The sequence below is a fragment of the Aquibaculum arenosum genome, assembly GCF_029222965.1.
Classification (GTDB): domain Bacteria; phylum Pseudomonadota; class Alphaproteobacteria; order Kiloniellales; family DSM-21159; genus Aquibaculum; species Aquibaculum arenosum.
The window spans coordinates 334,963-348,833 of sequence record NZ_JARHUD010000004.1 but is presented as its reverse complement, the minus strand read 5'-3'; the positions used below and the strand labels follow the sequence as shown (position 1 = coordinate 348,833).

Annotated in this window: 16 protein-coding genes; 12 read left to right on the top strand and 4 right to left on the bottom strand. The window is 65.7% G+C overall.

The window, feature by feature from the left end; all coding sequences use genetic code 11:
• Positions 1–7 precede the first annotated feature (7 nt).
• The 3 genes from rpmI to P2G67_RS08790 all read right to left on the bottom strand — a co-directional run bounded on the left by rpmI (position 8) and on the right by P2G67_RS08790 (position 1,759).
• Positions 8–208: a 50S ribosomal protein L35 gene (gene rpmI, locus P2G67_RS08800; RefSeq protein WP_275822119.1), complete on the bottom strand. Its 201-nt coding sequence runs from the start codon at positions 206–208 to the stop codon at positions 8–10.
• Between the two features lie 234 nt (positions 209–442).
• Entirely contained in the window at positions 443–1,198 is a 756-nt protein-coding gene (locus P2G67_RS08795) for a DUF4394 domain-containing protein (RefSeq protein WP_275822117.1), read from the bottom strand.
• 15 nt (positions 1,199–1,213) lie between these two features.
• Positions 1,214–1,759: a hypothetical protein gene (locus P2G67_RS08790; RefSeq protein WP_275822115.1), complete on the bottom strand. Its 546-nt coding sequence runs from the start codon at positions 1,757–1,759 to the stop codon at positions 1,214–1,216.
• A gap of 265 nt (positions 1,760–2,024) precedes the next feature.
• Here P2G67_RS08790 and P2G67_RS08785 point away from each other — a divergent pair, with 265 nt between their 5' ends.
• Complete coding sequence (locus tag P2G67_RS08785) at positions 2,025–2,330, top strand: Rieske (2Fe-2S) protein (protein WP_275822113.1); 306 nt, start codon at positions 2,025–2,027, stop codon at positions 2,328–2,330.
• Positions 2,331–2,351: 21 nt separating this feature from the next.
• Here the strand turns inward: P2G67_RS08785 and P2G67_RS08780 are convergent, their stop codons facing one another.
• Positions 2,352–2,987, bottom strand: coding sequence for an MBL fold metallo-hydrolase (locus P2G67_RS08780; RefSeq protein ID WP_275822111.1), 636 nt, complete (start codon positions 2,985–2,987; stop codon positions 2,352–2,354).
• A gap of 96 nt (positions 2,988–3,083) precedes the next feature.
• Here P2G67_RS08780 and soxR point away from each other — a divergent pair, with 96 nt between their 5' ends.
• From soxR to P2G67_RS08725, 11 genes are all read left to right on the top strand, one after another.
• Complete coding sequence (gene soxR / locus P2G67_RS08775; protein WP_275822109.1) at positions 3,084–3,539, top strand: redox-sensitive transcriptional activator SoxR; 456 nt, start codon at positions 3,084–3,086, stop codon at positions 3,537–3,539.
• Positions 3,540–3,663: 124 nt separating this feature from the next.
• Positions 3,664–4,014: an NIPSNAP family protein gene (locus P2G67_RS08770; protein WP_275822107.1), complete on the top strand. Its 351-nt coding sequence runs from the start codon at positions 3,664–3,666 to the stop codon at positions 4,012–4,014.
• Between the two features lie 84 nt (positions 4,015–4,098).
• Positions 4,099–4,323, top strand: a complete 225-nt coding sequence (locus tag P2G67_RS08765; RefSeq protein WP_275822105.1) for an AbrB/MazE/SpoVT family DNA-binding domain-containing protein — start codon at positions 4,099–4,101, stop codon at positions 4,321–4,323.
• Entirely contained in the window at positions 4,320–4,721 is a 402-nt protein-coding gene (locus P2G67_RS08760) for a type II toxin-antitoxin system death-on-curing family toxin (RefSeq protein ID WP_275822103.1), read from the top strand. The genes P2G67_RS08765 and P2G67_RS08760 overlap by 4 nt, the downstream gene beginning before the upstream one ends.
• 269 nt (positions 4,722–4,990) lie before the next feature.
• Positions 4,991–6,988 carry a ligand-gated channel protein gene (locus tag P2G67_RS08755; protein ID WP_275822101.1) on the top strand — a complete coding sequence of 666 codons (1,998 nt, stop codon included), beginning with the start codon at positions 4,991–4,993 and terminating at the stop codon, positions 6,986–6,988.
• Between the two features lie 221 nt (positions 6,989–7,209).
• Complete coding sequence (locus tag P2G67_RS08750) at positions 7,210–9,663, top strand: GcvT family protein (protein ID WP_275822099.1); 2,454 nt, start codon at positions 7,210–7,212, stop codon at positions 9,661–9,663.
• Positions 9,664–9,794: 131 nt separating this feature from the next.
• Positions 9,795–10,514 carry an HAD family hydrolase gene (locus tag P2G67_RS08745; protein WP_275822097.1) on the top strand — a complete coding sequence of 240 codons (720 nt, stop codon included), beginning with the start codon at positions 9,795–9,797 and terminating at the stop codon, positions 10,512–10,514.
• 76 nt (positions 10,515–10,590) lie between these two features.
• Entirely contained in the window at positions 10,591–11,943 is a 1,353-nt protein-coding gene (locus P2G67_RS08740) for an MFS transporter (protein WP_275822095.1), read from the top strand.
• 174 nt (positions 11,944–12,117) lie between these two features.
• Positions 12,118–12,834, top strand: coding sequence for an AzlC family ABC transporter permease (locus P2G67_RS08735; protein ID WP_275822093.1), 717 nt, complete (start codon positions 12,118–12,120; stop codon positions 12,832–12,834).
• Positions 12,831–13,562, top strand: coding sequence for an AzlC family ABC transporter permease (locus P2G67_RS08730; RefSeq protein WP_275822091.1), 732 nt, complete (start codon positions 12,831–12,833; stop codon positions 13,560–13,562). Before P2G67_RS08735 ends, P2G67_RS08730 begins: the two co-directional genes overlap by 4 nt.
• The gene (locus tag P2G67_RS08725) at positions 13,549–13,851 is read left to right on the top strand and encodes an AzlD family protein (RefSeq protein ID WP_275822089.1); all 303 of its coding nucleotides are present in this window, start codon (positions 13,549–13,551) and stop codon (positions 13,849–13,851) included. The genes P2G67_RS08730 and P2G67_RS08725 overlap by 14 nt, the downstream gene beginning before the upstream one ends.
• Positions 13,852–13,871: the final 20 nt, after the last annotated feature.

Genomic DNA, 13,871 nt, shown 5'->3' with positions numbered 1-13,871 from the left:
TCTCAGATCAGCCGTTGGGCAGGAAGTGCTTGCGCACCACCTGTGCGTCGCACTCGCTCAGGATCATCGTCCCGCGAGCCTGACGCTTCATCTGCTGCGGCTTGCGGCGCATCATGTGGCGCATATAGGCGGAGTTGGCGCGGACCTTGCCCTTCGCCGTGAGGCGGAAGCGCTTCTTGGCACCGCTCTTGGTCTTCATCTTCGGCATTTTCATTCCTTTCAGGCTCTAGGGCCGTGAATGTTCTGGACGGCTGGGCATGCCTGTAGGCCGCACCGTCCGGTTCGGGAGTGCGCCTTATAGCCCCGGCGCCGGGTCGGTGCAAGCGCGCCTTGTGCACTGCAACCCGGCGCGGTCGCGGAGCATCTCCTTAGGAAAAGACCCTAGAGCAGATTCACGCATTTTCTCTGAACGCTGCGCGCTACAGATCAAACGCGATCTACTCTAATACTCGAAGAGTGGCGCCATGTCAGTGATGACGAGATCTTGCGCCCCGAAGCTGCCTCGGTCCCAGGCCCGCCCGGTCAACAGGTCGACTGTATAGATGCGGTGACCGTCCACCAGGATAGCCGTGTCGCCGCGCTCCGGCGTTGAGAAGATGCGGAAGGCAGAGAGTTCGCGCAGGTCAATACCCAGCGCCCCGATGTATTCCACGCGGCCCGGCTCGCGCGGATCCTCCACATGCAGCGCCCGCTGCCCGACATCGAGGAGGTAGAGCGGGGCCTGGCGGGCATCCGGCAGCCCCCGGGCATAGGCGATGGCCGAAAGCCGCGGCCGTCCGCGCCCGTCCCAGAGCGAGAGGCTGACATCGGCCTGAAGCGCGCCGCTTTCCGGATCGACCCGGAAGCTGCGTCCGGAGGGCGTCACCGCGCGCAGGTTGTCTTGCACCGGATCAAAGGCGATGAGGGCATTTTCCGGCAGGGGCAAATCAAGCCCCACCTCGTTGACCTGCTGGCGGAAGTCGGCACTGCGCGTGGCGCCGGGCGGCAGCGGCAGCAGGCTCATGCGATCAGTCATTTCGGTCAGGCCGGTCAGGGCGTAGATCCGCCCGTCCGACGGGCGCCGATCAAGGGCCAGGAGCAGGCCACGCAGATCCTCCACGTTGGCGAGCCGTCGACGCTCACCGATGACACCGCTGTCTAGGTCGAGATGCAGCAGTTCCTGGCGAATCGTCAGGCCCAGGGCTTGCAGAGCACTCATTGCACGTCTCCCACCTCACTCGATGCCGCTGGTGGGCAGGCTGCCGCCGGCGCTGAGGCTCTGTCGCGGCAGCGCCTCGCCGAGGGTGTGGTTGAGGAGCGCCCAGTGCATGGCGCCATCCGCGGCGGCGGCGGCCAGCAGCATCTTGGTCTCACCTTCGGCCGTGTCCTGTGCCAGGTAGCCGGCCAGCGCCCGCGCCTCGATATCGCGCATCAGCCGGATCAGCGCCGTGGGCGTGTTAGCCGCCTGGATCGCGGCCTGCACGTCCGGCTGCTCCAGGCCGGCCGGCCGTGCGCCCGAAATGCGCTCACCCAGCGCCTCTTCCGTGGCCCGGTGGCGTTCGTAGATGCGCTCGGCCAGATCGAGGATCAGCGCCGGCAGACGGCCGCTCTCCAGCAGCAGGTGGTAGGCGGCACGCGCCCGACCGGCCGCGGCATGGGCGTCCTGCAAGGCCTGGGTCGAGGCTGCCGCCGGTGCGGGCGCGATTACAGCCAGACCGCCCGCGGCCGCGAGCGACAGACCAGCCCCGACCGTCAGAGCCGAACGGCGTGAAAGTGACATGGATCTTCTCCCTGGACTCATGCGTGAGACGGATCGGCTTCCGTCCAGCACGGGAACTGGGGCGGGGCAGCGCAACGACAAGCGCCCGCGCGGCGCTTCCCACTTCTTTGCCGCAAAAGCGTCACCATGTGCGACCGACGGGCGCCCAACCACCGCTGCCTCAGGGGCGTTTGCAAGCATGGGGCCTGCGGGCTACCGTCCGCCCGGCTCGCGACGGGCCAAGGATCACCGCACACACCAGGTTTAACGAGTACGGGGGCAGATGATGGCGTGGCACAAAGTTGCTCAGCGAGATGACATTCCGGCAGACAAGCCCATCGAGGTGCGCGTCGGCAAGCGGCAGATCGCGCTCTACGACTATGAGGGCAAGATCTATGCCACCGACAACATCTGCACCCACGCCTATGCCTGTCTGCACACCGGCTACTATGACGACGGCACCATCGAATGCCCGCTGCACCAGGGCGTGTTCGACATCCAAACCGGCGAGCCACTGGAAGGCCCGGTGGACGAAGCCCTTCAGACCTTCGAGGTGAAGGTGGAGGAGGGAGAGGTCTGGATCGACGTCTGACCTCTCCTTGCCCCGACGCGGCTAGGACAAGCGCCGCAGCACAGGCTCGACACTGGCGGCCCACTCACCGGGCGCCATCTCCTTATAGGAGGGCTCGCCAAGCGAGGCGCTCGACAGGATCACATCCGGCTCCAGTCCGCGCAGGACTTCCAGGCTCCGACGCAGGTCGTCCCTGTCCGCGTCATCGAACACCAGAGTTTTCCACCGTCCATCGTTCAGGAAGACCGTGTCGCCGGTAAAGAGGTAGCGGCGTCCGTGCGGCGAGTGCACGAGGTAGCAGGTGCTGCCCGGGCTGTGGCCAGGGGTGGGAATGACCTCGATGTTGCCCAGGTGCACTTCCTGCTTATCGAGAACCAGGTCGACCGGCGCCGCGGCGCCCACATCCGCCAGCTCGGCTTCGTGGGCGACAAGCATCGAGCCGAACCGCTCTCGGATCGTCGCCAGGTGAGGCCCGACCTCGTCCCGGTGACTGAGATACTGGCGCGCCAGCCCGCCCATTTCGGCGATCCGCTCGTGCTCGGCCGTGTTGCCGGTTGCGTAGAAGAGGACATTTCCGTCCTCGCGCGTCAGCAGGTAGGCATGGGTGTTCACCTGGGGCGCCCCGGGGATGGGGTTCTCGGTCTTGCTCTGCCAGAGGTCGGGATAGATCTGTCGCATCTGTCAGCTCCTTGAGTGGATGACGCCAAGCGCTTGTGACGTCGGGAGCCACTCTGATAGAACCTCAACTATACTTGAGGTCAAGAGGTCGATGCGATGAAATCTGCGGGCCCGTTGCAGCGCGAACTTTCCATCGGCGCCGTTTCGGCGCGCAGCGGTGTGGCCGTCTCGGCCCTGCACTTCTACGAATCCAAGGGCCTGATCCACAGCCGGCGCAACAGCGGCAACCAGCGCCGCTACCCGCGCGAAGTGCTGCGGCGGGTTGCCGTGATCAAGGTTGCGCAGCGCGCCGGCATTCCCCTTGCCGAGATCAAGGAAGCCCTCTCCACCCTGCCGGACGAGCGCACGCCGACGGCGGAGGACTGGCGTGCGCTCTCGATCCGCTGGCACGCCGAACTCGATGGGCGCATCGAGCGCCTGACCCGGCTGCGCGATCAACTCGAGGGCTGCATCGGCTGCGGCTGCCTGTCGCTGCGCGACTGCCCCTTACGCAACCCGGGCGACTTGGCAGCCGCCGGCGGACCGGGCGCCCGGCTGTTCGATCCGCAGTAGCGGCGACGGGGTCTTCTTCCATCGGCTTGCTGCCGGCAGGACTTGATCGCCGGGCCCCGGCGTGATTCTTCAAGCGTGAGTCCGCTCGCAACTAGAAGAACGCCAGACAGAGAGGGAGACCATCATGCTCTTCGACATGCGCACCTATACCTGCCGCCCCGGCACCATCCAGAAGCAGCTCGCGCTCTACCGTGAGCACGGCTATGAGGCGCAGGTTCGCCATCTCGGCGCGCCGGTCTTCTATGGCATCACCGAAACCGGGGCGCAGAACACCTACATTCACATCTGGGCCTACCGAGACGCCGCCGATCGCGCGACCCGCCGGGCCGCCATGGAAGCCGACCCGGATTGGATCCGCTTCAAGCAGATGAGCGCCGAGGCCGGCAACCTGATCCACCAGGAAAACCGCCTCCTGGCCGCCACCGACTTCTTCAGCCCCACCGCAGCCGCGGAGTCGCTTCAGCGCTTTGGGTAGGGGGGTGGCGGTTCAATAACCGTCGTAAACGCAACTGTGCTTGTGGTAGAATTGTCGTTCTATACGGTGAGGAGTTGGGTGACCGTGAGCACCACCAAGCTGGTTAAGATCGGCAGTTCAACTGGCGTTGTCCTACCGCAGGACGTGCTATCCGCGGCAGGCATGGAGCAGGGTGACGCCGTTACCGTGTCGCTGAAAGGCGAAACGGTGGAGATTGTGCGCGTCAGCCAAGACGATACGCGTGCGCTGGAAATCGGGCGCCGCTTTGCACAGCGCTACCATCGAACGATGAGTGATCTCGCCAAGTGAAGCAGGGGATCGCACTCCCCAGCGTTCAAGCGCTCATTCGGTTACACGAGGAACTGCTCGACGAACACGGCGGCGCAGGTGGCATACGAGATCGCGCTGCCCTGGATGCGGCACTCGCACGGCCGCAGCAGTTCCTGGCATATGCGGATCAGGACCACGTTTCCGTCGTCGAGTTGGCCGCTGCCTTGGCTGTATCGCTCATCCGACGGCACCCCTTCGTCGATGGCAACAAGCGCATCAGCTTCATGGCGCTCGGCGTCACTCTCGGACTGAACCATCTGCACCTGGATGTCCCCGAGCGCGAAGCAACGGAAGTCATGATTGCTCTCGCCGCAGGAACACTCGATGAGCAGCAATTCTCAGCCTGGGTAGAGCGAAACACTTTTGAGTTTCGCTAGCCTGACGGGGCTGCGAGACGGCTGGAGGCGCGTGCAGTTGAACTGCAGTGAGCGCTTTGTCTCTCAGGTCAAAGCACCCTGATCGTTTTCAACGTGGGTGCTTGCAATGCGTGACGCCCCGGTTCGGCGCCATCTGAACCCACCGCCTGCATCCCCGCCCCACCTCCCCCCCGGCCTCCTCTCTCCCTCCCACCAACATTTCCCCGTTGTCTTAGCAAATGCGAGTCAGTATCACTTGCGACATTCGTATCAACTTTGGGGGCAATTGAATGTCGGTGACTTACAGCAGGCTCCGGTGCCGGTCGGCGCGGGGCTGCAGCCTTTCGCTTACGGCGGTGGGGCTTCTCGCGACGCTGGCGGGCGGAACGGCGCTGGCGCAGGAAGAGGATGCGGCCGCGCTTTCGCCGGTCGTGGTGACGGCTTCGGGCTATGAGCAGCAGCTCAAGGATGCCCCGGCCTCAATCAGCGTCATTCCGCGCGAGAAACTGGAGCGCGGCCAGTATAACGACCTCACGGATGCGCTGCGCAGCGTGCCCGGCGTCACGGTGACCGGGGGCGGTTCCGGCGACAACGGGGCGGATATCAGCATCCGCGGTTTTCCGGCGGCCTACACCCTGCTGCTGGTGGACGGGCAGCGCGTTGACACCCGCGAGGTCCGGCCGAACGGCAGTGCGGGCTTCGAACAGCACTGGTTGCCGCCGCTGCAGGCCATCGAGCGCATCGAGGTGATCCGCGGCCCCATGTCGACCCTCTATGGCTCCGACGCCATGGGCGGTGTGATCAACATCATCACCCGTAAAGTGCCTGGAGAGTGGCAGAGCGCGGTCGAGACCGCTATCACCCTGCAGGAAAGCACCAATTCAGGCAGCGGCTACCAGGGCAATTTCTACACCGGCGGTCCGCTGATCCAGGACCGGGTGGGACTGCAGGTCTGGGGCCAGTACACTCGGCGCGCGGAAGACAACCTCGAGAACGGCTTTGAGGACCGGCGCTTCACCAGCCTGACCGGGCGCCTGACCTTCACCCCGAATGACGATCACGACATCACGCTGGAGGCCGGTCGGACGCTGCAGAATCGCGAGGCGACGGTTGGAAAGACCATCGTGCCCCCCTGTCGCGGCGGCTGCTCGGACTCGCAGACCACCCACACCAACGCACACGTTGCGGCAAGCCACGTCGGTCGCTTCGAGGTTGGCACCCTCGACAGCCACGTGAAGCACGAGATTGCGGATAATCAGAGCCGCAACATGCAGATCGAGAACACCACCGCCAAATCCAGCATGATCATCCCGCTGGGCAACCACATCGTAACCGTGGGCGGCAACTTCGGATACGAGCATCTGGAAGACGAAACCAGCAACCAGATCTCCAGCCGCACCAAGATCTCCATGACCAAGTACGCCGGCTTCGTGGAGGACGAGTGGCTCTTGACGGACAGCTTCTCCCTGACCGGAGGGGCGCGGCTCGACTCCAGCAGCGACTACGGCGCCCATGTCAGCCCGCGGCTCTACGGCGTGTGGAACTTCGCCGACGAGTGGACCCTGAAGGGCGGTGTCTCCACGGGCTATCGTTCGCCGAGCCTGCGCGAGATCACCTCCGACTGGGGCCAGGTCAGCCGCGGCGGCAATGTATATGGCAACCCCGATCTCGAGCCGGAGAAGTCCCTCAACAAGGAAATATCGCTGATCTATTCCGGGCTCTCCGGCCTGGATATGAGCCTGACCCTGTTCCACAACGACTTCGAGGACAAGATTACCCGGGTCCAGTGTCCTGCCAGCATCTGCCCCGGCGGCCCCAATCAGTTCGGTTCACCGCCGACCTATCGCGTTAATGTAGACAAGGCGGTCACCCGGGGCATCGAGGCTTCTGTGCAAGCCGAACTGACCAAGGATCTGGCCTTCACCGGCAGCTACACCTACACGGACTCCGAACAGAAGTCCGGCCAGTACAAGGGGCAGCCGCTGACCCAGCTGCCGAAGCACCTGGCCTCCGCCGAACTTGAGTGGCAGGCGAGTGAGAAGCTGCGCCCCTGGACCCGCATCACCTACCGCGGCCAGGAGAGTCAGCCGATCCAGGGCCCCTCCTCCAGCTCCATCGTCGCCCCCTCATACACCTTCGTGGACGTGGGCCTGGGCTATCAGATGCTGGACAACGTCCAGCTTAACGTCGGCGTCTATAACATCACCGATAAGCAGGTCCGCTACAGCGAGTACGGCCAGGTGGAAGACGGCCGGCGGCTTTGGTTGAGCGTAAAGACCACCTTCTAACCGATAACCCAACGGGGGGCCGAAAGGCCTTCCGTTGGGCCAGCTCACTCTTCGACGCACCTGAACTCGCCTGAGTGTGGCACAGCCGAAAGCATGGCATGTCGCTCCCACTCTTTCCGGCGTCGCTCAGTGTCCTGCTTTCCCGCTTCACGACTGCGAATGTGCCGCCGTCCGGAGGTCGCCGGCGTACAATCTCGCGTGGTCGCAAGGAGTAGGAAGCAATGAAGTCCCATGCCCGCGTGGTGGTGATCGGCGGCGGTGCCGTCGGGGTCTCCACCCTCTATCATTTGGCGAAACTCGGCTGGTCGGACGTGGTGCTGCTGGAGCGCACCGAACTGACCGCCGGGTCCACCTGGCACGCCGCGGGCCTCCTGCCGCTGTTCAACATGAGCTATGGCGTCGGCCAGATTCACAAATACTCGGTCGACCTCTACAAGTCCCTGGAGGAGGAGACGGGGCAGAATGTCTCCTTCCACGTCACCGGCAACCTGCGCCTGGCGACCAATCAGGAGCGCATGGACGAGTACAAAAAGTACTGCGGCACCGCGAACACCATCGGCGTCCCCTTCGAGATGATCGGCCCGGAGGAGGTTCAGAAGCTCTGGCCACTGGCCAACATCGAGGGCCTCGTGGGCGCGCTTTATCACCCGCAGGACGGCCACATCGCACCGGCGGACCTGACCAACGCCCTGGCCCTGGGAGCACGCCGCCGCGGCGCCGAAATCTACCGCCAGACGCCGGTCACCGGCGTCACCCAGCAGGCCAATGGCGAGTGGACCCTGCACACGCCCAAGGGCGACATCACTTGCGAGCACGTCGTCTGCGCGACCGGCAACTATGCGCGGCAGACCGGCGCGCTCTTCGGCCTGGATATCCCGGCGATCCCGGTGGAGCACCAGTACATCGTCACCGAGGCGCACCCGACGCTGATCGAGCGCCAGAAGCAGGGCCTGCCGGAGATGCCAGTGCTGCGCGAGAGCGACGCCTCCTACTATATGCGCGAGGAGCGCCAGGGCCTGATCCTCGGCCCCTACGAGAAGGGGGCGCCGGCCTGCTTCGTCGACGGCGTGCCCGACTCCTTTGGCCAGGACCTCTTTCCCGGCGACCTGGAACGCCTGATGCCCCACGTCGAAGCGGCGATCAACCGCGTGCCGATCTTCGAGGAGGTGGGCATCAAGGACATCATCAACGGCCCCATCTCCTACACCCCCGACGGCAGCCCGTTGATCGGCCCGGCCTGGGACGTTCGCAACGTCTGGCTGAACGAGGGCCACTCCTTCGGCATCACCGCGGCCGGCGGCTCCGGGCGCTTCCTGGCGGAGTGGATCGTCGGCGGCGAGCCCTCAATCGATTTGATGGCCGTGGACCCGCGCCGCTACGGTGCCTATGCCAACAAGCGCTACGTCAAGCTGAAGAACGAAGAGGCCTATGAGCACGTCTTCGTCATCCACTATCCCGATGAAGAGCGCCCGGCCGCACGGCCCGGCAAGACCGTCGCTGTGCATGACGAATTGGATGCCGCCGGCGCCGTCTGGGGCCAGCGCTACGGCTGGGAGCGGCCGAACTGGTTCGCGCCCGATGGTGTCGAACGCAAAGACGTCTGGTCCTTCCGCCGCAGCAACTACTTCGATCACGTGGGCCGCGAGGCGAAGCACCTGCGTGATAAGGTGGGGCTGATCGAGCTCTCGCCCTTCTCCAAGTTCGAGGTTTCTGGCCCCGGCGCCGCCGACTGGCTCGACCGCCTGGTCGCCAACTCCATACCGAAGAAGATCGGGCGCATGTCGCTGGCCCACGCGCTGACCGACAGCGGCGGCGTGCGCAGCGAGTTCACGATCACCCGCCTGGGCCCGGAACGCTTCTATCTTATTTCCTCGGGTGCTGCCGAGCGTTTCGACTGGGACTATCTCTGGAAGAACCTGCCGGCCGACGGTTCGGTGCAGATCCAAAACGTCACCAACAGCCGCGGCGTCTTCGTGCTGTCCGGCCCGGACGCCCGCAAGGTGCTGCAGCCTCTGACCGACAACGACCTTTCCAACGCGGCCTTCCCCTGGCTGACGACCCAGACCATCAACGTCGGGCTGGCCAGCGACGTGCGCGCGCTGCGCGTCAACTTCGTGGGCGAGTTGGGCTGGGAGCTGCATCACCCCATCGAGTTCAGCCGCCACATCTACAAGGAGCTGATGCAGGCCGGTAAGGACTATGACATCGGCCTGGTGGGCATGCGGGCCATGGACGTCCTGCGCATCGAGAAATCCTATCGCATGTGGGCAGGGGACCTGACCCGCGAGTACACGGCGCTGGAGGCCGGGCTCGATCGCTTCGTGCGGCTGAACAAGGGTGAGTTCCGCGGCCGTGACGCGCTGGTCCGCCAACAGCAGGAAGGTGTGCCGCAGCGATTCGTCACCCTGGAAGTCTTCCCGGAGGCCCGCGGCGACCGGCCCGTCGCCGACGCGGGCGGCAACGAGCCGCTCTACAAGGACGGCAAGATGGTCGGGCGGGCCACCTCGGGGACCTACGGTCACAACTGCGGCAAATCGCTCGCACTCGCCTATGTGCAGCCCAAAGCCGCGGAAATCGGCACGGAATTGGAGATCGTCATTTTGCAGGAACGCTTCCGCGCCGTGGTGATTCCCGAAAGCCCCTGGGATCCAGAAAACGAACGGTTGCGCGCCTGAACGCGATCGCCTAACTACCCGCTCATACAGCCCGCCGGCTTTCAGTGTTGAGCCGGCGGGCTTTCCCCTTTTTACCTCCGGACCGGTTGCCCGATCCCTATACTTGCGCCCACGGACGCACGATCCAGCCCATGGACAGACCCACTCCCTCCGCCATTAAGGGTCTCCTGTTCGACAAGGACGGCACGCTGCTGGATTTCGCCAGGAGTTGGGTGCCGCTCAACCGTCGGGCAGCTCTGGCCGCGGCCGACCAGGATCCGGCGCTCGCAGCGCAGCTGCTCGCCGCCGGCGGGCATGATCCGGAAAGCGATCATGTCACCCCCGGCTCGCTGCTGGCCGCAGCGGATGCCGGTGGCATTGCCGCCTATTGGGCTGAAATGCTGCCGGGTCGCGATCCGACGCGCCTCGCGCGGCTGATCGACGACGTCTTTGAGAACGGCGTCGCCGAAGCCGTAGCGGTGGACTCCCTGGTCGAGGTCTTGGAATCGCTGCACGGCTCCGGCTATCGCCTGGGTCTTGCCACCAGCGACGGGGAAGCAGCGGCTCACGCCACGCTGGAGCGCTTCGGCATCGCCACGCTCTTCTCCTTCGTGGCGGGCTGGGACAGCGGCCACGGGCGAAAACCGGAGCCGGGCATGCTGCAGGCCTTCTGCCGCAGCGCGAGCCTCGCGCCGCAATCCGTGGCCATGATCGGCGACAGTCCGCAGGACATGGTCATGGGCCAGACGGCGGGCGCCGGCTTGTTGGTCGGCGTTCTGACCGGTACAGCGCTTGCCGAGGACCTCCAGCCGCCGGCGCATCGGGTTCTGCCCTCGATCGCCGCCCTGCCGGAGCTCCTCGCCGGCTCCTGACGGCGCGCCCGAGCCCGCGCACACCAATACCCTCATCTCAATCCGGTTTTGCACGCCCGTCCCGACGGAGGGATCCATGCTGCTGCACGCTTTGTCCGCGCTCTGGGCACTGTTCCTGGGCATCGCCGTCATTCTGCTGGCCAACGGGCTGCAGAATGCCCTGCTTGGCGTGCGCGCCAACATGGAAGCCTTTCCCGCCTGGGTGACCGGCGTGGTTATGGCCGGCTACTTCCTCGGCTTCCTGCTGGGTTCGATCATCACCCCGCGGCTGGTGCAGCGTGTGGGGCACGTGCGGGTGTTTGGCGCCTTCGCCTCGCTGGCGTCGGTGGCGGTGCTGCTGCACGCGCTCTTCGTGCATCCCCTGCCCTGGTTCACCATGCGCCTGGTGACCGGCTTCTGCTTCGCGGCACTCTACATCGTGGCCGAGTCCTGGCTGAATGAGCGCAGCGACAACCACAACCGCGGCGCCCTGCTCTCGCTCTACATGACCATCTCTTTGGCCGGCATGGGCGCGGGGCAGTTCCTGCTGACGGTGGCCGACCCCAGCGGTTTTGATCTGTTCATCCTGGTCTCGGTGCTGATCTCGCTCGCCGTGGTGCCGATGCTGATCTCCGCCAGCCCAACGCCGGCCTTCGAGACGCCCTCCAAGCTCTCCTTGCAGGAGCTTTACGCCATCTCACCGCTGGGCGTGATCGGTGCTGTGGGTACCGGCATGTCGCACGGCGCGCTCTTCGGCATGGGGGCAGTGGTGGCGCGGGAGATCGGCCTCGCACTGGCGGAGGTCTCACTTTTCATGGGTGTGGTCTTCCTGGGCGGCATCCTGCTCCAGTTCCCCATCGGCCGCCTGTCCGACCGCTTTGACCGACGCCTGGTGCTCACGGTGGTGACCTTCGCCGCGGCGCTGGCGGCCAGCGGCGCGCTCTTTTTCGCGCTGCTCGGCAACATGCTGGCCGACTTCGTTTGCATGACCCTGGTGGGCGGCACCTCCCTGCCGCTCTATGCCCTGGTGGTGTTACACAGCAACGACCACCTGCGCCTGGACCAGATGGTGGCGGCCAGTTCGACACTCTATTTTCTGGTCGGCCTGGGCGCCAGCCTGGGGCCGGTGCTGGTGGGCCTGGCCATGTCGCTGCAGGGCCCGGAAGCCTTCTTCCTCTGGCTGATCCTGCTCCACAGCGCCGTCGGCTGCTTCGCGCTCTACCGCATGACCCGCAGTCCCATGGTGCCGCTGGAGGACCAAGGTGCCTACGTGCCGCTCGCCGGCAGCGTCACAGCCACGGTCAGCACCGCTACCCTGGTGACAGAGTCGCTGGCAGAAGAGGAAGCAGCCCAGGAGGAAGCAGCCGAAGCGGAGAGCGAGGCCGAGGCACCCGGTTGGGAGGAGGATACCACGGAAATGCAAGGCAGCGCTGCGCCGGCGCCGGCTTGACAAGCCCGGCTCCACAGCGCACCCAAACCGGCATGCCTTGCAGCTTCCACAGGCCCCACCGACCGACCTGCGTACCGCAGCACCGCCGCCGAGTGCCTGTGGCCGGTCGTGCGTCTGCGAGTTGCCCAGTCCTTTCCCCAGCGGCCTGAGCCGCGGCAGTTCACGGGGAGTCGGATGACCGTCGTCTTCACGTTCAACGGCCTGCGCCAGGGGTATCTGCGAACGCTGCCAATCGCGGTTGGAGTGTCGGTCTTCGGCCTGGTCTACGGCCTGGTGGCCGGCCAGAAGGGCCTGAGCCTGGCGGAAACAATGCTGATGTCGGCCCTCGTCTTTGCCGGGGCCGCGCAGATGCTGGCCTTGGAGATATGGCAGGAGCCGGTGCCGGTTCTGGCCCTAACGGTGGCGGTCGGCGTCATCAACCTCCGCTACATGATGATGACCGCAGTGCTGCGCCCTTGGCTGGCGCCGGTCGGCCCGCTCAAGGCCTATGGCAGCCTCTTCTTCACCGCTGATGAGAACTGGGCCGTGGGCGTGGCTGAGATGCGCCGAGGCAATCGCGACGCCGCCTTCTATCTCGGCACCGGCCTGGCGCTCTGGAGCTTCTGGTTGCTCTCCGGCGCACTGGGCCGGATCTTCGGTGGCTTGGTGTCCGCCCCCGAAGTCTGGGGCCTGGACTTCGTGGCGGTGGCGGTCTTCCTGGCGCTGCTGATTCCCATGTGGGAAGGTCCCGGCCGTAACCTGCTGCCCTGGCTCGCGGCCGGGCTCACCGCCTGGCTGCTCTACGACCTGCTGCCGGGCACCTGGTACCTCGTGGCCGGCGGTCTGGCGGGCAGTCTGCTGGGGGCGTTGCTCGGCAAGCACGGTGAGCCGTCTATCGAGGTGCGCTCATGAGCAGTGTCGGGCGCGCCCGCCGAGCTGGCGACCTGCCGAGCGAGGTCATCTTCACGCTGGTGGGTTTCCGTCACGGTTTCCTCGCCGCCCTGCCCCTGGGCATGGGCGCGGCCACCTTCGGCGCCCTTTTTGGGTTCCTGGCAGATCAGCGCGGCCTGAGCGCACTCGAATCGCTGCTGATGAGCGGCCTGGTCTTCGCCGGTGCTTCGCAGCTTCTGGCTCTGGAGCTCTGGGCCGATCCGCCCTCGATCATCCTGCTTTCCTTGGGCGCGGCCTTCGTCAACCTGCGGTTCATGATGATGGCGGCGGCGCTGCGCCCCTGGCTAGCGCCCCTGCCTCCGGCAACGGCCTACGGTAGCCTGCTGCTGCTGGTCGACATGAACTTCGCGCTCAGTCTCGGCGAGATTCGCCGCGGCAAGCGCGATGCGGCCTACTTCGTCGGCGCCGGCTTCCTGCTCTGGCTTATCTGGATCGCCTCCACCGGCTTCGGCTTCGCCTTCGGGCACCTGCTGGAGGATCCCGAGGCCTGGGGCCTGGATTTCCTGGTCGCTGCCTGCTTCCTGGCCATGCTGGTGCCGCTCTTCGAGCGCCACCGCAGCATCGCACCCTGGGCCATGGCCGCCGGCGCCTCCTTGCTCGCCTGGCATTTCCTGCCGGGCGCTTCCTATCTGCTGGTCGGTGCACTGGCCGGCGCAACCACGGGAGCGTTGCTCGATGGACGTCGATAGCATGGCACTGCTCGCCATTCTCGGCATGGCCTTGGCCACCTACGCCGTGCGCGCTTCGGGCTTTTTCCTGGTGCAGCGCCTGCCGCGCAGCCGCTTCCTGGACGGTTTCCTGCACCACCTGCCGGGCGCCATGTTCATCGCCCTGGTCACCCCGCCGGTGCTGAGCGGCGGGCCGCCCACCTGGGCCGGCGCACTGGCGGTGGTGGGAACCGCCGCGCTCAAGATACCACTGCTGTTCAGCCTGCTGGCCGGCGCCGGTACAGTCGCGCTGTTGCGATATCTTCTGTAGACCCGGCTGTAGTACCCGCC